General features: G+C 68.0%; 21 protein-coding genes. 11 read left to right on the top strand and 10 right to left on the bottom strand.

Features of this window, described 5'->3' with window-relative positions:
• Positions 1-39: 39 nt before the first annotated feature.
• Complete coding sequence (gene purD / locus N8888_RS17025) at positions 40-1,326, bottom strand: phosphoribosylamine--glycine ligase (RefSeq protein WP_263176046.1); 1,287 nt, start codon at positions 1,324-1,326, stop codon at positions 40-42.
• A 61-nt stretch (positions 1,327-1,387) separates the two neighbouring features.
• Positions 1,388-2,971 (bottom strand): bifunctional phosphoribosylaminoimidazolecarboxamide formyltransferase/IMP cyclohydrolase, encoded by a 1,584-nt coding sequence (purH, locus tag N8888_RS17020; RefSeq protein ID WP_065174411.1) that lies wholly within the window; start codon positions 2,969-2,971, stop codon positions 1,388-1,390.
• A gap of 210 nt (positions 2,972-3,181) precedes the next feature.
• Between purH and N8888_RS17015 the strand changes: the two genes are divergently transcribed.
• The 6 genes from N8888_RS17015 to N8888_RS16990 are packed head-to-tail and all read left to right on the top strand — an operon-like array spanning position 3,182 to position 8,989.
• Positions 3,182-3,799: a CDP-alcohol phosphatidyltransferase family protein gene (locus N8888_RS17015; RefSeq protein WP_065181553.1), complete on the top strand. Its 618-nt coding sequence runs from the start codon at positions 3,182-3,184 to the stop codon at positions 3,797-3,799.
• A 24-nt stretch (positions 3,800-3,823) separates the two neighbouring features.
• Entirely contained in the window at positions 3,824-5,587 is a 1,764-nt protein-coding gene (locus N8888_RS17010; protein WP_263176043.1) for a bifunctional alpha/beta hydrolase/class I SAM-dependent methyltransferase, read from the top strand.
• A complete protein-coding gene (locus N8888_RS17005; RefSeq protein ID WP_430542963.1) occupies positions 5,587-6,921 on the top strand; it encodes a phosphatase PAP2/dual specificity phosphatase family protein in 1,335 nt (444 codons plus the stop codon). The genes N8888_RS17010 and N8888_RS17005 overlap by 1 nt, the downstream gene beginning before the upstream one ends.
• Positions 6,918-7,355, top strand: a complete 438-nt coding sequence (locus tag N8888_RS17000) for a hypothetical protein (protein ID WP_065181556.1) — start codon at positions 6,918-6,920, stop codon at positions 7,353-7,355. Before N8888_RS17005 ends, N8888_RS17000 begins: the two co-directional genes overlap by 4 nt.
• Positions 7,356-7,367: 12 nt before the next feature.
• Positions 7,368-7,997 carry a lysophospholipid acyltransferase family protein gene (locus N8888_RS16995; protein WP_111186286.1) on the top strand — a complete coding sequence of 210 codons (630 nt, stop codon included), beginning with the start codon at positions 7,368-7,370 and terminating at the stop codon, positions 7,995-7,997.
• Positions 7,994-8,989 carry a phosphatidate cytidylyltransferase gene (locus N8888_RS16990; RefSeq protein ID WP_053515673.1) on the top strand — a complete coding sequence of 332 codons (996 nt, stop codon included), beginning with the start codon at positions 7,994-7,996 and terminating at the stop codon, positions 8,987-8,989. The genes N8888_RS16995 and N8888_RS16990 overlap by 4 nt, the downstream gene beginning before the upstream one ends.
• Before the next feature lie 29 nt (positions 8,990-9,018).
• On the opposite strand, the gene fis is transcribed toward N8888_RS16990, so the two are convergent.
• The 3 genes from fis to prmA all read right to left on the bottom strand — a co-directional run bounded on the left by fis (position 9,019) and on the right by prmA (position 11,125).
• Positions 9,019-9,294 (bottom strand): DNA-binding transcriptional regulator Fis, encoded by a 276-nt coding sequence (gene fis, locus N8888_RS16985; RefSeq protein ID WP_005419706.1) that lies wholly within the window; start codon positions 9,292-9,294, stop codon positions 9,019-9,021.
• Positions 9,295-9,409: 115 nt separating this feature from the next.
• Positions 9,410-10,162, bottom strand: a complete 753-nt coding sequence (locus N8888_RS16980; RefSeq protein ID WP_053515674.1) for a DUF3426 domain-containing protein — start codon at positions 10,160-10,162, stop codon at positions 9,410-9,412.
• A 42-nt stretch (positions 10,163-10,204) separates the two neighbouring features.
• Entirely contained in the window at positions 10,205-11,125 is a 921-nt protein-coding gene (gene prmA / locus N8888_RS16975) for a 50S ribosomal protein L11 methyltransferase (RefSeq protein WP_053515676.1), read from the bottom strand.
• 151 nt (positions 11,126-11,276) lie between these two features.
• Here prmA and N8888_RS16970 point away from each other — a divergent pair, with 151 nt between their 5' ends.
• Together N8888_RS16970 and N8888_RS16965 are read left to right on the top strand one after the other, a co-directional pair.
• Entirely contained in the window at positions 11,277-12,251 is a 975-nt protein-coding gene (locus N8888_RS16970) for a hypothetical protein (RefSeq protein ID WP_053515678.1), read from the top strand.
• Positions 12,248-12,622, top strand: coding sequence for a hypothetical protein (locus N8888_RS16965; protein WP_065174417.1), 375 nt, complete (start codon positions 12,248-12,250; stop codon positions 12,620-12,622). Before N8888_RS16970 ends, N8888_RS16965 begins: the two co-directional genes overlap by 4 nt.
• 132 nt (positions 12,623-12,754) lie before the next feature.
• On the opposite strand, the gene accC is transcribed toward N8888_RS16965, so the two are convergent.
• The 4 genes from accC to N8888_RS16945 form a co-directional block, all read right to left on the bottom strand.
• A complete protein-coding gene (gene accC, locus N8888_RS16960) occupies positions 12,755-14,122 on the bottom strand; it encodes an acetyl-CoA carboxylase biotin carboxylase subunit (RefSeq protein ID WP_014648613.1) in 1,368 nt (455 codons plus the stop codon).
• 10 nt (positions 14,123-14,132) lie between these two features.
• On the bottom strand, positions 14,133-14,612 hold the full coding sequence (gene accB, locus N8888_RS16955) for an acetyl-CoA carboxylase biotin carboxyl carrier protein (RefSeq protein WP_053515682.1): 480 nt from the start codon (positions 14,610-14,612) through the stop codon (positions 14,133-14,135).
• 59 nt (positions 14,613-14,671) lie between these two features.
• Entirely contained in the window at positions 14,672-15,115 is a 444-nt protein-coding gene (gene aroQ, locus N8888_RS16950; RefSeq protein ID WP_053515684.1) for a type II 3-dehydroquinate dehydratase, read from the bottom strand.
• 232 nt (positions 15,116-15,347) lie between these two features.
• Positions 15,348-16,082: a DOPA 4,5-dioxygenase family protein gene (locus N8888_RS16945; RefSeq protein ID WP_263176013.1), complete on the bottom strand. Its 735-nt coding sequence runs from the start codon at positions 16,080-16,082 to the stop codon at positions 15,348-15,350.
• 152 nt (positions 16,083-16,234) lie between these two features.
• Between N8888_RS16945 and N8888_RS16940 the strand changes: the two genes are divergently transcribed.
• A complete protein-coding gene (locus N8888_RS16940) occupies positions 16,235-17,062 on the top strand; it encodes an isocitrate lyase/PEP mutase family protein (protein WP_180875469.1) in 828 nt (275 codons plus the stop codon).
• A gap of 64 nt (positions 17,063-17,126) precedes the next feature.
• Here the strand turns inward: N8888_RS16940 and N8888_RS16935 are convergent, their stop codons facing one another.
• Positions 17,127-19,175: a TonB-dependent receptor domain-containing protein gene (locus N8888_RS16935; protein WP_263176011.1), complete on the bottom strand. Its 2,049-nt coding sequence runs from the start codon at positions 19,173-19,175 to the stop codon at positions 17,127-17,129.
• A gap of 203 nt (positions 19,176-19,378) precedes the next feature.
• Here N8888_RS16935 and N8888_RS16930 point away from each other — a divergent pair, with 203 nt between their 5' ends.
• Together N8888_RS16930 and N8888_RS16925 are read left to right on the top strand one after the other, a co-directional pair.
• Positions 19,379-19,975 carry an NAD(P)H-dependent oxidoreductase gene (locus N8888_RS16930; protein WP_053515689.1) on the top strand — a complete coding sequence of 199 codons (597 nt, stop codon included), beginning with the start codon at positions 19,379-19,381 and terminating at the stop codon, positions 19,973-19,975.
• A gap of 16 nt (positions 19,976-19,991) precedes the next feature.
• Entirely contained in the window at positions 19,992-20,585 is a 594-nt protein-coding gene (locus N8888_RS16925) for a TetR/AcrR family transcriptional regulator (RefSeq protein ID WP_053515691.1), read from the top strand.
• The last annotated feature ends 10 nt before the right edge of the window (positions 20,586-20,595 follow it).

Below are 20,595 nucleotides of genomic sequence, written 5' to 3'. Positions count from 1 at the left end.
GTTTTTTGTTGGGCCTGCCAAGCAGCAGTCCGCTGCCTTTTACGCGTGCTCACGCGCGATCGCGCGCCAGCCGATGTCGTTGCGGTGGAATTCGTTGGCCCAGCTGACCTTGGCCACACCGGCGTAGGCGTTGGCCTGCGCATCACGCACGCTGTCACCCAGCGCCGCCACGCACAGCACGCGGCCGCCGGCACTGACCACCCTGCCCTGCGCGACCAGTGCAGTACCTGCATGGAAGACCTTGGCGCTGGCCGGCACCTCATCCAGGCCGGAAATCACATCGCCGGTGACCGGCGATTCCGGGTAAGGTTTCGCGGCCAGCACCACACCCAGCGACGGGCGCGCATCCCACTGTGCCTGCACCTGGTCCAGGCGGCCATCAATGGCGGCTTCCACCAGCTCGACCAGATCCGACTGCAGGCGCAGCATCACCGGCTGGGTTTCCGGGTCACCGAAGCGCACGTTGAACTCGATCACCTTCGGTGCGCCGCTGGCATCGATCATCAGGCCGGCGTAAAGGAAGCCGGTGAACGGAATGCCGTCGGCGATCATGCCCTGCACGGTCGGGTTCACCACCTCGCGCATCACCCGCGCGTGCACCTCCGGCGTGACCACCGGGGCCGGTGAGTATGCGCCCATGCCGCCGGTGTTCGGCCCGGTATCACCGTCGCCGACTCGCTTGTGATCCTGCGAGGTGGCCATCGGCAGCGCATGCACGCCATCGACCATCGAAATGAAGCTGGCTTCCTCGCCGTCGAGGAATTCCTCGATCACCACGCGTGCGCCGGCGTCACCGAATGCGTTGCCGGAGAGCATGTCGCGCACCGCATCCTCGGCCTCGGCCAGGGTCATTGCAACGATCACCCCCTTGCCGGCGGCCAGGCCATCGGCCTTCACCACGATCGGCGCACCCTTCTCGCGGATGTAGGCCAGTGCCGCCTCCACGTCGGTGTGCACGGCGTAGAACGCGGTCGGGATGTTGTGCCGGGCCAGGAAGTCCTTGGCGTAGGCTTTGCTGCCTTCCAGCTGGGCAGCGGCGGCGGTTGGCCCGAAGATGCGCAGGCCGGCGGCACGGAACCGATCGACGACGCCTGCCACCAGCGGCACTTCCGGGCCGACCACGGTGAGTTCAACACCTTCGGCCTGGGCCAGGGCCAGCAGACCATCGATGTCGGTGACCTTCACCGCCACGTTGCGGCACTTGTCTTCGGTGGCGGTGCCGGCGTTGCCGGGTGCCACGAGTACCTCATCGACGCGGGAGGACTGGGCCAGCTTCCATGCCAGGGCGTGTTCGCGGCCGCCGGAGCCGATGACGAGGATCTTCATGGGACAGGGTTCTCGTAAGCAGAAAAGAAAAGCCGGGCAGGGCCCGGCTTGGTGATGCGGATCAGTGGCGGAAGTGGCGCACGCCGGTGAACACCATGGCCAGGCCATGCTCGTCGGCGGCGGCGATCACCTCGGCGTCGCGCATCGAGCCGCCCGGCTGGATGACCGCCTTGATGCCGGCGGCGGCGGCGGCATCGATGCCGTCGCGGAACGGGAAGAACGCATCGGAAGCCATCACCGAGCCTTCAACCACCAGGTTCGCGTCGGCCGCCTTGATGCCGGCGATGCGCGCCGAATACACGCGGCTCATCTGGCCGGCACCCACGCCGATGGTGCGGTTGTCCTTGGCATAGACGATCGCGTTGGACTTCACGAACTTGGCCACCTTCCAGGCGAACAGCAGGTCGGTGAACTGCTTGTCGGTCGGCGCCAGCCTGCTGACCACCTTCAGCTCGTCACGGGTCATGCCGCGGTTGTCCGAGGACTGCAGCAGCAGGCCCGAGCCGACACGCTTGCTGTCGAAGTTGTTCAGGCCGTCGCCATGCGGAATGCGCAGCACGCGCACGTTGGCCTTCTTCTGCGCGTATTCCAGCGCCGCCGGCTCGTAGTCCGGGGCGATCAGCACTTCCACGAACTGACGGTCCAGGATGACCTGTGCGGTGGCGGCGTCCAGCGGCTTGTTGAAGGCGATGATGCCGCCGAAGGCACTGGTCGGGTCGGTGGCGTAGGCCAGCTCGTAGGCATCGCCGTTGCCGGCACCCACCGCCACGCCGCACGGGTTGGCGTGCTTGACGATGACACAGGCCGGCGCATCGAACTGGCGCACGCATTCCCAGGCGGCATCGGCATCGGCCAGGTTGTTGTAGCTCAGTTCCTTGCCCTGCAGCTGCTGGAAGGTGGCCAGGGTGCCCGGCACCGGGTACAGGTCGCGGTAGAACGCGCCGCTCTGGTGAGGGTTCTCGCCGTAGCGCAGGTCCATCACCTTGACGAAGGTGGAGTTCATCTGCGCCGGGTACTCGGCACGCACCGGCACGGCGGCGTCGGTGGCGGTGACCGCCGACAGGTAGTTGCTGATCGCCGCATCGTACTGGGCGACGCGGTTGAACGCGGCGACCGAGAAGGCGAAGCGGGTGGCCGCCGGCAGCTGGCCATCATGGGTGTCCAGGGCGCCCAGCAGCTCGGCGTACTGCGACGGGTCGGTGGCCACGGCCACGCGGGCGAAGTTCTTGGCCGCCGAGCGCAGCATGGCCGGGCCGCCGATGTCGATGTTCTCCACCGCGTCGGCCAGGGTGCAGTCGGCCTTGGCGGTGACCGATTCGAACGGGTACAGGTTCAGTACCAGCAGGTCGATGGCGCCGATGCCGTGTTCGGCCATCACGGCGTCATCCAGGCCCGAGCGGCCCAGCAGGCCGCCGTGCACCATCGGGTGCAGGGTCTTGACCCGCCCGTCCATCATTTCCGGGAAACCGGTGACCTCGGCGACGTCCTTCACGGCCAGGCCCGCATCACGGATCGCCTTGGCGGTGCCGCCGGTGGACAGCAGCTCGACGCCGCGGGCGGCCAGAGCGGTGGCCAGCTCGACCAGGCCGGTCTTGTCGGAAACGGAGAGGAGGGCCCGACGGACGGGCAACAGATCAGCAGTCATGGGACAGGGCAATCGGCAGCGGAGCGGGGCCGATATTGTAGGCGGTGGGGGCCGACGGCGGGCGGCGGCGGCAAAATTGACCGGCCCCAACGGCCCTGCGGCCGCCTTCGGTATGCCTTGGCCGGCGCCGCGCCGCGGACATTTCGACGGAGGTGCGCTCCCAATCGGGTAGGCTGTGCCGGAACTGCCAGGGAGCTGCGGGTTCGGATCGTGTCGATCTATGCATTGAAAGGACGTTTCCAGGACCTGCTGCGTCCGGCCGTAGGCGGCCTGCATCGCGCGGGGATCACCGCCAATGTCGTGACCGTGGCCGCTGCCGTGGTCTCGCTGCTGGTCGCCGTCGTGGTCTGGTGCTGTGCGCCACAGCAACCGCTGCTGTATCTGGCCCTGCCGCTGTGGATGCTGCTGCGCATGGCCCTCAATGCCGTGGACGGCATGCTGGCCCGCGAGTTCGGCCAGCAGTCGCGGCTGGGCGCCTATCTGAACGAGCTGTGCGATGTGGTGGCCGATGCGGCGCTGTACCTGAGTCTGCTCAGCGTGCCGGGCGTTCGCCCGGAAGCGCTGTGGTTGCTGGCCTGGGGCGCAGCACTGAGCGAGTACGCCGGCGTGCTGGGCCTGATGGTCGGTGCCAGCCGCCGCTATGACGGCCCGATGGGCAAGAGCGACCGTGCCTTCGTCATCGGCCTGCTGGGCCTGCTGCTGGCGTTCGGTTGGGCCGGTGCCTTGACGGTCGGCGGCGTGGCCGCAGCGATGGCGCTGCTGTGCGGGGTAACGGCGGTCAACCGCGTCCGGCGGGGACTGAAGGAAGCGGCCACAGCGCAGCGATAAGTCAACAGCCCACCAGGAGAAGGCATGCGTCAGGTGCAGGAACGGGAATTCCACAGCTTCGACCAAGTACCGCTGTTCTACCGGCACTGGCCGGTTGCGGCCGCAGGCACACCACCGGGGCGCACGGTCCGGGCCATCGTGCTGCTGCATCGTGGCCACGAGCATTCAGGGCGGGTCGCCCACCTGGTCGACGAGCTGGACCTGCCGGAGATCGCCTTCTTCGCCTGGGACGCGCGCGGCAACGGCCGCTCGCCGGGCGAGCGTGGCGACGCACCGGGCTTCCCTGCGCTGGTGCGCGACCTGGACAGCTTCATCGCCCACATCGGCAGCGAGCACGGCATCGCGGTCGAGGACATCGTCGTGGTCGCGCAGAGCGTGGGCGCGGTCATCGCTGCGACCTGGGTACACGACTATGCCCCCCGCCTGCGCGCGCTGGTGCTGGCGTCACCGGCATTCAAGGTGAAGCTGTATGTGCCGTTCGCACGTCCAGGCCTGGCCCTGATGCAGAAGCTGCGCGGCAATTTCTTCGTCAGCAGCTACGTCAAGCCGCAGTGGCTGACGCATGATCCGGCACGGGTGGAGAGTTACCGCACCGATCCACTGATCACCCGGCCGATCTCGGTACGCGTGCTGCTGGGCCTGTATGAAGCCGCCGACCGCATCGTGGCCGACGCGCAGGCGATCAGCGTGCCGGTGCAACTGCTGGTGTCCGGCTCCGACTTCGTGGTGCACCGTGGTCCGCAGGACCGCTTCTATGAGCGCCTGTCCAGTCCGATCAAGGAGCGCGTGTACCTGCCGGGTTTCTTCCACGACACGCTGGGCGAGCGCGATCGTGCACCGGCACTGGCGCGCATCCGCGACTTCATCCAGGCGCGTTTCGCCGAACCGCTGCGCACGCTGTCGCGGCGCGACGCGCATCGGCATGGGCCGACGTTCGAGGAGTCGGAGATCCTGGCCTGGCCTCCGGAACGCAACAGCCTGGCCGACCTGCGCTGGCGCGGGGTGCGTGCGGGCCTGCGCCTGGGCGGCACCCTGTCCGAAGGCATCGCGCTGGGCCTGCAGACCGGTTTCGACTCCGGCAGCACGCTGGACTACATCTACCGCGACGAAGCGCGGGGCAAGGGGCCGCTGGGGCGGATGATCGACCGCAACTACCTCGATGCGATCGGCTGGCGCGGCATCCGCGTGCGTGGCCAGCACCTGCAGGAACTGCTGCGAGATGCCGCCACGCGCCTGCGCGGCCAGGATCTGCCGGTGCAGGTGCTGGACGTGGCCGCCGGCCATGGCCGGTATGTGCTGGAAGCTCTGGGCCAGGGCGAACAGCGCGCCGACCGCATCGTGCTGCGCGATTTCAGCCCGCTCAATGTGACCCAGGGCCAGGCCTTGATCGAACGGCTGGGAGCCGCCGACATCGCCCGCTTCGAGCAGGGCGATGCGTTCGATCCGGCGTTGCTGGCGACGGTGGATCCCGCGCCGACGCTGGCAGTGGTCTCAGGGCTGTACGAGCTGTTCCCCGACAACGACGCCGTGCTGCGTTCGCTGCAGGGTATTGCCGCGGTGGTGCCGGAGGGGGGCTACCTGGCCTATACCGGCCAGCCCTGGCACCCGCAGCTGGAATTCATCGCCCGTGCACTCACCAGCCACCGCGGGGGCGCGGCCTGGGTCATGCGACGGCGCACCCAGCAGGAGATGGACGAGCTGGTGCGGCTGTCGGGCTTTGAGAAGGTGACCCAGCGCATCGATGCGTTCGGCATCTTCACCGTATCGCTGGCACGTCGGGTCGCCTGATGGCCATCACCGCAACGCCGATCGTTGCCGAGGCACCGCGTCCGTGGCGCCGCGCGCTGCTGTGGCTGGCGGTGCTGGGCCCGTTCTTCTTTGCCAGTTATGGCTTTGCCAACTGGATGGCCGGCCGCCACGACGTGGTTCCGGTTGTCGTGTTCGACTGGGAGACGCGCATTCCGTTCGTGCCCTGGACGATCGTGCCGTACTGGTCGATCGACCTGTTCTACGCGGTGTCGTTCTTCCTGTGCCGGCAGCGCCTGGAGCTGGACCGCCATGCGCTGCGGCTGCTCAGTGCTCAGGTGATCGCAGTGGCCTGCTTTCTGCTGTGGCCGCTGCGCTTCAGCTTCGAGCGGCCGGAGACGGGCGGTGCCTATGGCTGGTTGTTCGAGGTGCTGCTGGGGTTCGACAAGCCCTTCAACCAGGCGCCGTCATTGCACATCGTGCTGCTGATCGTGCTGTGGGTGAAGTTCGCCCACTACCTGCAGGGCGGCTGGCGGCTGGTGCTGCATGCGTGGGCATTGCTGATCGGCATTTCGGTGCTGACCACGTTCCAGCATCACTTCATCGACATTCCCACCGGCCTGCTGGTGGGCTGGCTGTGCGTGTGGCTGTGGCCGGACCAGGGAACACCGCCGTTGCGTGCCTGGCAGTCCGCGGAGGATCCCGCGCGGTGGCGGCTGGCGCTGCTCTACCTTCTGGGTGCCGCCGTGCTGCTGGTGCCGGCGCTGGCGCTGCGAGGCACTGCGCTGTGGCTGCTGTGGCCGGCGATCTCGCTGCTGCTGGTGGCGCTGGCGTACGCCGGACTGGGCACGGCCATGTTCCAGAAGCGCGACGACGGGCGCCTGACCATGGCCGCGCGCTGGCTGCTCGCGCCTTACCTGGGCGCCGCCTGGATCAATTCGCGGCTATGGACATGGCGGGCACCGCAGCCCTCGGCGGTGGCCGATGGCGTGTGGTTGGGACGGATTCCACGGGCGGCCTTGGCGTCGCCACTGCACGGCGTGGTCGATACCTGCGCAGAGCTGTCGTGCCGGGCGCCAGGTGCTGCGTATGCCAGCGTTCCGATGCTGGACATGGTGGTGCCCTCGCCGGCGCAGCTGCGCGAGGCCGCTACCGCCATCGAACGCCTGCGCATGCAGGGGCCAGTACTGGTGTGCTGTGCCCTGGGCTATTCGCGCAGTGCGGCCAGCGTAGCGACCTGGCTGCTGTGCAGCGGCCGGGCACGGGACGCAGCGGAGGCGGTTGCACGGATACGTGCCGCGCGGCCCTCCATCGTTCTGCATGACGACCACCTGCGCGCCATCCAGGCCGCCATCACCTCGGAGAGCCCCGCATGAGCCTCGCTGTCGACCTGCCGATGATGCGCCTGCTGCTGCGCCAGGGCCGGCTGCCCGCTGCGCTGTCGCTGGGACTGCTGCTGGTGGCGTTGCTGCTGCTGGGCATCGAGCCGGGACTGGCGATGTTCGCGGCCGGCCTGTTGCTGCTGAGCGTGGCGGCGGGGATGGTGCAGGCGTACTACGCGGTGCGCGTACAGCTGGACGCCAGCCTCCTGCAGCTGCTGCTGCAGGAGAATCTGCACGGTGAGGCGGCGGCCGAACGGGTGGACGCCGCCCTGCATGTCGCCGGCCTGCGCCGCCGCGACGCACAGGCGCCTACGCGCGGATGGGATGTGCGCTGGGCGGGCATGCGGGGCCTGCTGCTGCGTCAGTACGCGGCAGCGCTGCTGCAGTTCGCCACGCTGCTGCTGGCCGTGCTGTGGCCGCAGACCTGAGGGGAGACATCGATGTTTGCTGAACTGATCGCCCGCGCCTGCAGTGGCGCCATCCATGTGCTCACCGGCGCGCGGGCGCTGTGGGTCGGCTGCGCGCCCTCCAGCGAGCGCCGTGTCTACTACGGCAACCACGCCAGCCACGGGGATTTCGTGCTGATCTGGTCGTCGATGCCGCCGGCACTGCGGCGGCAGGTGCGTCCGGTGGCGGCCGCCGAATACTGGCAGCGCGACGCCCTGCGGCGCTATCTGATCGATGCGGTGTTCAACGGCGTGCTGGTCGAGCGCGAAGCGGCGCGCCGCCAGCAGGATCCGCTGCAGGCGCTGCGTGAGGCGGTGGATGCGGAGTGCTCGCTGATCCTGTTCCCGGAAGGCACGCGCAACGTCGGCGATGAGCCGCTGCTGCCGTTCAAGAGTGGCATCTACCATCTCGCGCGGCAGCGTCCGGAACTGGAATTCGTCCCGGTGTGGATCGACAACCTGAAGCGGGTGATGCCCAAGGGACGGTTCCTGCCATTGCCGTTGCTGTGCACGGCCACCTTCGGTACTCCGCTGCGGCTGCAGGCCGACGAGGACAAGGCGGCGTTTCTCCAGCGCAGCCGCCAGGCGCTGCTGGATCTGGCACCGGGCGGAGGACGCGCATGAGCGGATTGATCGCCGTATCGGGTGATCTCGCCGCGCGCAGCGTGGGCCAGCAGACCGGGCTGCTGTTCGCCGGGGTCGGCGCGGTGCTGGTGCTGGCGACGCTGGTGGCCGAGACCCTGCGCTGGCGGCAGCGTGGACGGCCCAGCGCGGTCATCGCCAACCTGGTCTCGCGCATCCGCGCCTGGTGGGTGATGGCAATCGTGGTCGGCCTAGCGCTGCTGTTCGGCCGGGCCGGGGTGATCGTGCTGTTCGCGATCATCTCGCTGTTTGCCCTGCGCGAGTTCATCACCCTGGCGCCCACCCGGTCAGGTGACTACTACGCGCTGCTGGCGGCGTTCTACATCGTGCTGCCCTGGCAGTACTACCTGGTGTGGATCGACTGGTATGGCATGTACACGCTGCTGATTCCGGTCTACGCGTTCCTGTTCCTGCCGATCCTGGCCACCATCGGCGGTGACACCACGCATTACCTGGAGCGCACGGCCAAGGTGCAGTGGGGGCTGATGATCTGCGTGTTCTGCATTTCGCACGTGCCCCTGCTGCTGAACCTGCGTGTGCCCGGGCATGAGCCCGCGCGCAACGTGCTGCTGCTGGCGTTCCTGGTGATCGTGGTGCAGTCCTCGGACGTGCTGCAGTACATCTGGGGCAAGCTGCTGGGCAGGCGCCTGATCGCGCCCAGGCTGTCGCCGTCGAAGACAGTGGAGGGCTTCATCGGTGGCGTGCTGAGTGCCAGCGTGGTGGGCGCTGCGCTGTGGTGGATCACGCCGTTCACGCCGCTGCAGGCGTTCGGCCTGTCGCTGTTGATCAACCTGATGGGGTTCTGGGGTGGCCTGGTGATGTCGGCGATCAAGCGCGACCGTGGCATCAAGGACTGGGGCCACATGATCGAGGGCCATGGCGGCATGCTCGACCGGCTGGATTCGGTGTGCTTCGCCGCACCGGTGTTCTTCCACGTGGTGCGGTATTACTGGAAGGCGGGCGGCGGCGGGTGACCCCGCTTCCACGACGTCGCCATCCGCGCTCAGGCGCTGATGCCGTATTCCTTCAGCTTCTTGCGCAGCGTGGCACGGTGGATGCCCAGCATCGCCGCGGCCCGGCTCTGGTTGCCTTCGCAGTGGTTGAGCACTTCCACGAACAGCGGAATCTCCATCTCGCGCAGCACGATCTCGTAGACGTCGTCTGCATCGCAGCCATCAAGGTCGCGCAGGTACCGGCGCACGGACTGGGCGACGTGTTCGCGCAGCGGTGGCCGGGGAGCGCCACGACTGTTGTCAGGACGAGAAAGGACAGCGTTCAAGGGGGTTCCCGATCTGGTTGGCCCGTGCACGCGGAGCGCGCGGCCGGATGAGGTGGTGGCGGTCAGTCTAGCGCGAGCGTGCCCGACCTGCCATGGCTGGTCGCCTTCGTCCCGATCACAGGAACTCGAAGGTGAATGCGACAGTGGACGCCGCAGGCTCCTGCACGCGGAACGCGATGTGTGCGCTCTGACCCGGTTCCAGCACGGCGGTACCCGGGTTCTCGCCGAGGTACTGCGTGGGGCTGAAAACGTCACTGCCGATGACCCGTCCGTCCGCATCGGACAGCGAAAGCCGCAGGTCGGGCCAGGCCTGTGGCCATCGCGCGTCATTGCGGATGCTGGCCTGCACCTGCAGTACGCCGGCCTGACCAGGCAGCGGGCGGATGTCGCGACTGGTCATGGTGAAGGCGGTGGGTTCGTGCCAGGCGGGCAGGCTGCAGCGCAGCACGCTGCACAGCGCCACCAGCCATGTGCGGTGGCCGGCATCGGCGGCCAGCCGCGCGCGGTCGGCGAGCACGCTCTGCAGGATCAGCAGCGCCGCCAGCCCCGCCACCAGCAGCCAGTGCCAGCGCGGCGCCGGGCGCGAGCGTGAAGGTGCACGGGCGAGGAAACCGGGTGCGTCATGGTTCGATGGTGATGCCACCGCCGCGGCATGCGGGGGCACATCATCGGTGTGCTGCGGAACGGGTTGCGCAGTGATCACCGCCGCTGCCGGCGCATGTTCGATCTCCGCCGCAGTGGGTTCGGGCGCCGGACCGGCCTGTGCAGGCATATCGACGTGCGCCTCGACGGCAGGTGCCGTTCCGCCTTCCGGCGCGGGGCGCAGGAAGGTGGCCAGTGGACGTCGTGCGGGGGTCGGCTCGGACATGCTCACGGTGCGGGTTCGGGTCGAGCGCTCATTCAAACACGATCAGGCGCGGCGCACGCCGGTGATGCGCATCCAGTCGCCATCGCGGGTCGCCTGCAGGTCGTCGAACCAGGCACTGTAACGCTGCAGCAGTTCGTGCTCCTGTCCATGCAGGATGCCCGACAGTGCGATGCGGCCACCGCCGGCCACGCGCGCGGCCAGCAGCTCGGCCAGCGCATCGAGGGCCGAGGCGAGGATGTTGGCGACCACGATGGGATAGGTTGCCACCGGCTCGTCCTGTGGCAGATAGACCTGCATGCGGCCCTGCTCGCCATTGCGCTCGGCATTGTCGGCGGTCGCGACCAGGGCCTGCGGATCATTGTCCACGCCGATCGCCTCGGCGGCGCCCAGCTTCAGCGCAGCCAAGGCGAGGATGCCCGAGCCGCACCCGAAATCGAGCACGCGCTGGCCCTGCAGCTGGCCGTCCACGGCCAGCTGGTCCAGCCAGCGCAGGCACAGCGCGGTGGTGGGATGAGTACCGGAGCCGAAGGCCAGGCCCGGGTCCAGCCGGACGACGGCCGCGTCGGCGGCCTGCGCCGCCTCCGGCAGCTCATGGTTCCACGGCACGATCCAGGTGCGGCTGCCGAAGTCCATCGGCTGGAACTGGTCCAGCCAGGCACGCTCCCAGTCCTCGTCCTCGACGGCGCGGAAGCTGCCACCGCTCCAGTCCAGTTCCGGGTCGAACGCTTCCAGCGCCGCCAGCAGCAACAGCGCGTTGCTGTCAGCCGGGAACAGCGCCGTCAGCACCAGGCTGTCCCACAGCGGCGTCTCGCCCACGCCCGGTTCCAGGATCGCCTGCTCGTTGCTGGTGTCGGCCTCGGCATCGAGCAGGGTCACGGCCAACGCCCCGACGTCCTCCAGCGCATTCTCATAGCGGGGCTGGGTGGCTTCGGTGCAACGCAGGGTCAGTTCCAGGAACGGCATGGGATCGGGGGCAATCGCGGGAAAGGGGGCCATGCTAGACCATCGGGGCGTCTCCGTATGCTCTGAGATGAACGCCCCCCGTTCAGACAGGCCTGCCGGGCCTTGCTAAACTGCGCGCTTTCCTGTGCGCCCCCGACGCTTTCCGTTGCCGATGGCCCTCGCTCCGACCCTGAAAACCTGGTTGCTCGTGCTGCCGGCGGTGGCCGTGCTGGGCGTGGCCGGGTATCGGGCCAGCGGGCACGTGGGCTCGGTATCGTCTCCGGTCGCGGCCTCCGGGCTGCCGACGGCCCAGGTGGCGGGCAACGAGGATGGGACGACGATGCCGGTCATGCCCGAGGCGCTGGCGCGGCGTCTGGCGGCCTTCGAGCGGGGCGGCGCACTGCCGTCCGGCCTGCCGCTGGACATCCGGGCCGACATCGAGGGCGCCACCGATCTGTTCGCCTATGCGCAGCGGTTGCGTGCGCAGGCCGACGGTGGCAACCACGAAGCGCGCTGGATGCTCAGCCGGGTGTATGACTACTGCGCGCAGTACGCGGTCGATCCCGGGGGGTATCGCCTGGACAACAACGTGCTGGCGGGGCTGGGCCTGAGTGCCGCACCGGCCATGGTCGATGCGCGCGAGCGCGTGGCCCAGCGCTGCGGCGGGTTCGTGCCCGGCGACAAACTGGGCGCGGCGCTGGTGCTGGCGGAGCGTCGCAAGGCGGCCGCGCAGGGCAATCTGGCGGCCGAAGCCGCGCTGTTCGCTGAAGGTGAGCCGCTGCATGACAGCGCGGACTACCGCCGTGGCCTGGTCGAGCGCGTGCGCCTGTCGCGCGATCCGGAGGCATTCATGGCCCTCGCTCCGGGAATGGGCGTGCGCGCCGCCGGTGACAGTGCACTGGACGGGCTGGTGGCCGGCGAGCAGCTCAGCGAAATGGCGTGGCGGCTTGCGGCCTGCGAACTCGGTCTACCGTGTGGGGCCGACAGCGTGCTGGTCAACAGTTTTTGTGCGAATGGAGGGATCTGTTCGCAGGATGAGACGCAGGATTTCCGGGATTTCGTGTATGACGCTGCGGTTTCGCGGCAAGGTGCTGGGAAGATGAACGAATGGATCAAGCGATTGATTGGAAGGGGGAGCAGGCCATGAACTACCGTCGATTCCTTCACGGAGCCAAGTTCTGGTTCTGGGTGGCACTGTTCGTGGCGTATTCGGCCGGCGCGGTGGGCCTGTTGATGATCGATACCTACGAGGATCGCTACCGGCATCTGTCGAAGGTGGAGCTGACCACGGTGAAGGCACAGGAAGACCTGCGCCGCGCCGGCGCCAGCCAGGTCGCTGCGGTCTATCGCGCGCAGAGCGGCGTGCCGTTCGCATCGCTGCCGGCGGGCAGCACCTTCCAGGTGGTCTGGCCCGATGGCTCGACCGAGACCATGGTGATCGTCGATCCGACCTCGCCCAATGGTGTGCGCCCGCTGCCGAACTCGCAGATTCCGGCAACCGCGGCCGACAGGCACTGACACCGATCCTGCAGCGCCGGGCCCTCACGCGCGGCAGCTTTTCCCGGTACGCCGGGCGCGGGGGAAGGCGCTGCAGAAAGCAGAAAAGGGCGGGGATATCCCCGCCCTTTTCGTGTCCGGCACCTGTGCCGATCAGGTCAGCGCGATCGGCTTGTTCTTGCGCTCGGCCAGACGCTTTTCCAGGTAGTGGATGTTCTGGCCACCGGCCTGGAAGCCCTTGTCGCGCATGATCCGCTGCTGCAGGGCGATGTTGGTCTTGATACCGTCGACCACCATTTCGCTCAGCGCCACCCGCATGCGGGCGATCGCGGTTTCGCGGTCCGGGCCGTGCACGATCAGCTTGCCGATCATCGAGTCATAGTTCGATGGCACGCGGTAACCACTGTAGATGTGGGTGTCCACGCGCACGCCGGGGCCGCCCGGCGGATGGAAGCCGGTGATGGTGCCCGGACTCGGCACGAAGGTTTCAGCATCCTCGGCGTTGATGCGGCACTCGATGGCATGGCCGGTGAGCACCACGTCGCTCTGCTTGATCGACAGCTTCTGGCCGGCGGCGATCTTCAGCTGCTCGGCCACCAGGTCGATGCCGGTGACCATTTCGGTGACCGGATGTTCCACCTGGATGCGGGTGTTCATTTCGATGAAGTAGAAGCGGCCGTCCTCGTACAGGAACTCGAACGTGCCGGCGCCGCGGTAGCCGATGCGGATGCAGGCCTCCACGCAGACCTTGCCGATCTGCTCGCGCTGCTCGGCGGTGATGCCCGGTGCCGGTGCTTCCTCGACCACCTTCTGGTGACGGCGCTGCATCGAGCAGTCGCGCTCGCCGAGGTGGATGGCATTGCCCTGGCCGTCGGCCAGCACCTGGATCTCCACGTGGCGCGGGTTCTCCAGGAACTTCTCCATGTAGACCTCGCCATTGCCGAACGCCGCCTTCGCTTCGCTCTTGGTGGTTTCGATCGAGGTCTTCAACGAGGCTTCGGCGTGCACCACGCGCATGCCGCGACCGCCGCCGCCGCCCGCTGCCTTGATGATGACCGGGTAGCCGATCTCACGGGCGATCTTGGTGTTGGCGACGATGTCCTCGCCCAGCGGGCCGCCCGAGCCGGGCACGCACGGCACTCCGGCGGCCTTCATGGCGCGGATGGCTTCGACCTTGTCACCCATCATGCGGATGGTGTCGGCCTTGGGGCCGATGAAGATGAAGCCGGATTCCTCCACGCGCTCGGCGAAATCGGCGTTCTCCGACAGGAAGCCGTAGCCCGGATGGATGGCCTGGGCATCGGTGACTTCTGCCGCGGCGATCAGGGCGGGGATGTTGAGGTAGCTCTGCGGCGACGGCGCCGGGCCGATGCAGACCGACTCGTCGGCCATGGCCACATGCTTGAGGTTGCGGTCGACCGTGGAGTGCACGGCCACCGTGCGGATGCCCAGGGTGTGGCACGCGCGCAGGATGCGCAGCGCGATCTCCCCTCGGTTGGCGATGACGACTTTGTCGAGCATGGCGTGCCCCTCAGCCGATCACGAACAGCGGCTGGTCGAACTCCACCGGCTGGCCGTTCTCGCCGAGGATGGCGACGATGGTGCCGGACGCGTCGGCTTCGATCGGGTTGAACATCTTCATCGCTTCGATGATGGCCAGGGTTTCGCCTTCCTTGACCTGCTGGCCCACGGTGACGAAGGCCGGCTTGTCCGGAGCGGACGAGGCATAGAAGGTGCCGACCATCGGCGAACGCAGCACGTGGCCTTCCGGCAGCGCCGGGCCCGGCTTGGCGGTGCCGCCGGTGGAGGCTTCGGTCGGCGACTGCATCGGCATTGCCTGCGGCGCCGGCGCGGCAGGGGCGGCATACACCGGAGCGGCGACCGGGGCGGCATAGCCGGCGACCGGCGCGCGCGACAGGCGCACGGACTCTTCGCCTTCCTTGATTTCGATTTCGGCCAGGTTCGACTCTTCCAGCAGGTCGATCAGCTTCTTGATTTTGCGCAGATCCATGAGGGCCTCTTGGGTTTCTATCTAGGTGAGGAGAGCGCCGTGGGCGCCCGGGTCGACAATCAGGTGGCGGACAACCGCAGCAGCGCCGCGTCCATCGCGTAGCGGTAGCTGTCGGCGCCGAAGCCGCACACCACGCCGACCGCCTTGTCGCTGAAATAGCTGTGCTGGCGGAACGGTTCGCGGGCGTGCGGGTTGGACAGGTGGATTTCGATGAACGGCACGGCCACGGCCGCCAGCGCATCGCGCAGGGCGACCGAGGTGTGGGTGAACGCGGCCGGGTTGATCAGGATGAACGCCGTGCCGTCGGTGCGGGCGGCCTGTACGCGGTCCACCAGCGCGTGTTCGGCGTTGGACTGCAGGCTCTCCAGCACGTGCCCGGCGGCGTCGGCCTGGCGGGCCAGCGCCTGGTCGATATCGGCCAGGGTGGTGTGGCCGTAGACCTCCGGCTCGCGGGTACCGAGCAGGTTGAGGTTGGGGCCGTGCAGGACCAGCAGCTTCGCCATGGGATCCGATCGACTGGAAAGGGCGGCAGTCTGGCGGAAGCGGCCGATGCTGTCCAGTTCGGCGAAGTTTGCCGCGTTTCAATCGATTGTTTGAAATCGCTGGAAGCGCTTGTGCCCGTATGCCGGGCAGCGCCTCAAGGCGCGCTGAACGTGGCGACGGCTGCTGATACCCGCACGTACGCCGACGATGGCGGCCAGCCGCTCCTGTCCCGGCCAGGCCGGGCGGGTCTGCTCAGGTTTCCAGCGGCCGCGTCGGCACGACGTTGGGGAACACCTGTTCCAGCGGCTCCTGTTCGCCCGGCCGGGGCGCGGGCCAGTCGAAGGCGTTCACCGGCTGCGCGCGGTTCACCCACAGCGCGTAATGCAGGTGGTCGGCGCGCCCATCGCCGGTGTTGGGGTGGATGAGGATCGTCAGGCCCAGGCTGTTGAGCTGCAGCCATGGCACCACGACCGGCAGGAGATCGTTGGTGAAGCCGAAGTAGAAGGACGGGGTGACATGGGGGCCGCGTGGCTCCGGATTCCAGTTGCCCAGTTCCACCGGGAAGCGTTCCGCCACCCAGCGCCGGATCAGTGCGGCCTTGGCCGAGGTGTCCTCGTCGAAATAGATGTGGGCGTGGTAACTCTTGATGTCGGTGTAGGGGCGTGGGAGGGTCGGCAATGGCGATTCGCCCGGGCGTGTGCTGCGCGGTCGTGGGGTCGGTTCGCTGGCGGTGTCCTGTCCCCAGGGACTGCGGCCCTGCGCCGGCGGCGGGACGATCGCCTGGAATCCGGGACGCCCCGGTGCGGTCGTGTTCGCCACCTCTCGGGCCGGTGTTGCGGCGGCCGGACGCGTGGCGCCGGCCAGGCCACCTGCGGCCAGGCCGGCCGATGCGATCAGGCGGCGCCGGCTGGGTGAGAACGGCGCGGCCTGGTGTGCATCGGTGTCGTCGCCAGCAATGGCGTCAGAAGAATGCGGGGAGCGCGGCATGGTTGTTTCCGTGGACGGCGGACCGTCACCGTCGGACGGATGCGGGGCCGCGTCCAATGATCCGGTGGCATCACCTGATGCTGCGCCGCAGGTGCGTTGAGTCCTGTGCGCCGCCCGGATAGGGTGGTCAGCTCACCGCACGGATACCCGCCATGAACAGCGCAGATGCCACCACTGCCCGCAGACGTGCCACGTTCCGGCAGTTGCATGCGCAGGGCTGCTTCGTATTGCCCAATCCGTGGGACATCGGCAGCGCGCGCTACCTGCAGCGGCAGGGCTTCCTGGCATTGGCCACCACCAGCGCGGGGTGTGCATGGAGCGAAGGTCGCCCCGATGGTGCGGTATCGCTGCAGGCGACGCTTGACCACCTGCGGCTGATGGTGGCCGCCACCGACCTGCCGGTGAACGCAGACTTCGGCGATGGCTTCGGCGCCACGCCACAGGACGTGGCTGAGGCCGTGACGGCGGCCCTGGATACGGGCATCGCCGCTCTGTCGATTGAAGATGCCAGCGGTCTGGCCGACGCGCCGCTGCGCCCGCTGGAGGAGGCCGTGCAACGCCTGCGTGCGGCGCGTGCGGCCATCGATCGCGCCGCGGCCGATGTGCTGCTGGTGGGCCGGGCGGAAAACTTCTTCGTGGGCGTACCGGATCTGGAAGACACGCTGCAGCGCCTGCGTGCCTACGCGGCCGCAGGTGCCGATGTGTTGTACGCACCGGGCATCACCACGGCCGAACAGATCCAGGCGGTGGTGGCCGCGGCCGGCGGCAAGCCGGTGAACCTGCTGGTGGGCGGACCGACGTCACTGACGCTGCAGGACATCGCTGCGATGGGGGTACGCCGGGTCAGCCTGGGCGGGGCGTTGGCCCGTGCGGCGTGGGGGGGATTGATGCGGGCCACCGATCCCATCCAGCAGGAAGGCCGCTTTGATGGCCTGCAGGCGGCAGCATCGGGTGCGGCGCTGAACGCGCTGTTCCGCTGAGGCAGGGCCGCGGATGCACGGCAGGATCCCTTCGCTGCGCGAAGGGATCCGAGCCAGTGCTGCATCAGAACCGTGCGGTGGCGCCCACGAAGAAGGTGCGCGCGCCGCCGTCGTAGTTGTTGCCTTCGTCGATGGTGGACACGTCGCCCACGTTCAGGACGCCGGCACGCAGGGTCAGGTTGTCGTTCACGTCGAAGCCGGTCACCAGATCCCAGGTGGTGTACGCCTTGGCGAAGGTCGCGCTGGTGGCCGATACCAGTTGCTTGCCGATGTGCTGCGCACTGGCATTCAACGACCAGGCATCGGTCACCTGCCATTCCAGCGAGGTGTTGGCTGTCAGCTCCGGTACTACCAGCAGGGTAGCGCCGGTGGTGCGGTTCTTCGATTCCAGCATGCGCGTGGCGTGGGTGGTCCAGTTCAGGCGTTCGTGCAGCGGCACGGTCACGCTGGCTTCCACACCGCGGGTGCGTGCCTTCTGGATGTTCTGTGCCACCGTCCACCAGTAGCCGTTGACGAAGCTGGTGGTCTGGCCGGGAATCTGGCTCAGCGGCACCTGTTCGATCTTGTCGTCGAAGTTGGTCAGGAAGTAGGTGGCCGAGGCCGACCAGCCCTCGCGGTCGAAGCCCACGCCCAGCTCGTAGTTGGTGCTGGTCTCCGGTTCCAGGTTCGGGTTGCCGGCCATGTAGCAGCCGCGCGTGCCGTCGGCATTCACCGAACGGCTGCTCCAGCCTTCGGCGGTCAGGGCACGGCAGCCGTTGCCGCCGGACTGGGTCGCAGCGCCGGCCGTTCCCTGCTTCAGGTTGGGGGCACGGAAGCCCTTGGAAATGCCGCCGCGCACGGTCCATGCATCGGCCGGGTGCCAGACGCCGTAGATGCGCGGGCTCAGGTTGTCATCGTAGTTTTCCGTGTTGTCCCAGCGCAGGCCCAGGGTCAGCACGAAGCGCTCGTGCAGGGTGAGGTGGTCCTCGGCGAACAGCGCCCAGGAGTCGGCCTCGCTGGTCGGGCTGATGCGGCCGCTGCCCGTCCAGGTGACCGGAACGGTACCGATGGTGTCGCTGTTCTCCAACTCCTCGCGCTTCCACTGCCCGCCCACATTCAGGCTGTGCTCGACGCCCCAGTGGAAGCCGGTGTTGAAGGCGGTATCGAACACCGTTTCCTTCGAACGGTTGCCGACGTCGCTGCCCTTGTCTTCGTATTCGTTCTGCACCAGCGTGGTCTTCGACGTGGTGGCGTCGCTGTAGGTGCCGTCATGGCGGATCACGTAGCCGGTCTGCACCAGCTTGGACAGTCCCCAGCTGTTGACCTGGCCGGCCCCGCTGTTGCGCTGCGTTCCGCGCGAGGCCTCCACGCCCACGACGTGGCTGTCGCTGATGCGCCAGTCGAACAGCACGTTGGCGTTCTCTGCCTTGTTGCCCGGCGTCTGCCGCGCGCCGCGGTCAGATTCGCGGTCAGTGACGTTGGCGCCGATGCGCACGCCCAGGTTGTCGGTCAGCGGGCCACTGAACAGCGCTCCCATCTGCGTGGTATTGCCGCGGGTGTCCGAATCGGGCTTGCTGTAGTTGAAGGTGGCCGAGCCGCCCCAGTGGTCGGCGATCTTGCGGGTGATGATGTTGATCACACCCCCCATCGCGTCCGATCCGTACAGCGAGGACATCGGGCCGCGCACCACTTCGATGCGTTCGATCATGTCCGGCGACAGCCAGTTCAGATCCTGCGGGCCCAGGTCATCACGATAGTTCACGCCGGCCGAGCTGCCCTGGCGGCGGCCATCGATCAGGATCAGTGTGTACTGCTCCGGCAGGCCGCGCAGCCGGATCTTCGACTGCGCACCGGACAGCGCGTAACCGCCGGTCACGCCGGGCACGGTGCTCAACAGCTGGCCGATGCTGCTGACCGGCTTGCGCTCGATGTCCTCGCGGGTGATCACGCTGATGCTGGCGGGGGCATCCCGGATCCATTGCTGGGCGCCGGTGGCGGTGACCACCACGGTGTCCATCTGCTTGGCGGCGGCATCGACTGACGCCTCGGCGTGGGCCTGGGAGGCGAGGGCAAGGCCGATGGCCACGGCCAGCGTGGCAACGGAACGACGGGACTTCAGACTGGCATGCAACATCGCGCGGTACTCCGGGTGAGGGGGTCCACTGGCGATGGCTGGGACGTCCGTGTGGGGTTTCAGATCTCCTTAACAATCGTATCACGAATCATTTGCATTTGACTTGAGGCGATACAGAACGCCAGAAACAGTGTCCTGCTGGCAGTGCTGATCGGGCTGGGTTCGCTAGTTACCATTAGTAACTAATCTCCAAGGAGTTGCCCATGCACAGCCTGATTGTTGTTGCCCATCCCGATCCTGCCTCGCTGACCCACGCGGTAGCCGCTCGCATCGCGCAGGCCATCGCCGATGCCGATGAGAGCAATACCACCGCCATGGCCGATCTGATGGCCGAAGGCTTCGACCCGCGCTTCAACGGGCAGGACCAGGCCCTGTTCCGCGGCATCGCGCCGCCACCGGCCGATGTGGCGGCCGAGCACGCACGGCTGGATGCGACCGACACGCTGGTGCTGGTCTACCCGCTCTACTGGTGGTCGTTCCCGGCGCTGCTGAAGGGCTGGATCGATCGCGTTTTCACCCAGGGCTGGGCCTACGCTGAGGGTGCCGATGGAAAAGTGGAGAAGCGGCTGCAGCGGCTGCAGGTGCATCTGGTCGGCATCGGGGGTGCCGATGCCGCGATGATTGAACGCCGTGGCTATGGCGCGGCCATGAACACGCAGATCGACATGGGCATCTTCGATTACTGCGGCGCGCGCGTGCTGTCCTCCACCCTGCTGCTGGAGGCGGACACCGGGGCGGCCGCGGCGCATCTGCAGACCGCGATGGAGATCGGCCGTAAAATCGGACATCCAACGAGCTGACAGCCGTGTTCCGCCGATGCCTGCCACCGACACCCCCACGCGTCGCCGACTGACCCGCGAGCAGCGGGCCCGCCAGCTGCTGGATGTCGCATGGGCGCTGGTAGGCGCCGAAGGCACCGATGCCTTGACCCTGGGGCGCCTGGCCGAAGCGGCGGGCGTGACCAAGCCGGTGGCCTACGATCACTTCGTGACGCGCAACGGCCTGCTGGCGGCGCTCTACCATGACTACGACCAGCGGCAGACGCTCATTTTCAATGACCGTATCGCCGCGGCGCCGGCAGAACTGACCGCGCGCGCAGCGGCCATCGCGTCCGGTTACATCGACTGCGTGCTGAGCCAGGGCAGCGACGTGCAGAGCATCCTCGCAGCGCTGGTCGGCGCGCCGGAGCTGCGCGAGGTGCGTCACTGCTACCAGCAGGAGTTCATCGACAACTGCGCGGACTGGCTGGGCCCGTTCGCCGGTGACGGCCAGGTACCGGTGGAGGGGCGCTGGGCGATCCTCGGCGCTGCCGAAGCGCTGTCCGAAGCGGTGGCCAATGGCGCGATCGGCAAAGCCGACGCGGAACGCGAACTGCAGCGGGTGATCGTATCCACCGTTGTACGGGACTGACTGCCCGCGC

Source organism: Stenotrophomonas maltophilia (genome assembly GCF_025642255.1).
Lineage (GTDB): Bacteria > Pseudomonadota > Gammaproteobacteria > Xanthomonadales > Xanthomonadaceae > Stenotrophomonas > Stenotrophomonas maltophilia_P.
The sequence above is the reverse complement of the archived record's forward strand: the minus strand, read 5'-3'. Positions and strand labels throughout refer to the sequence as shown.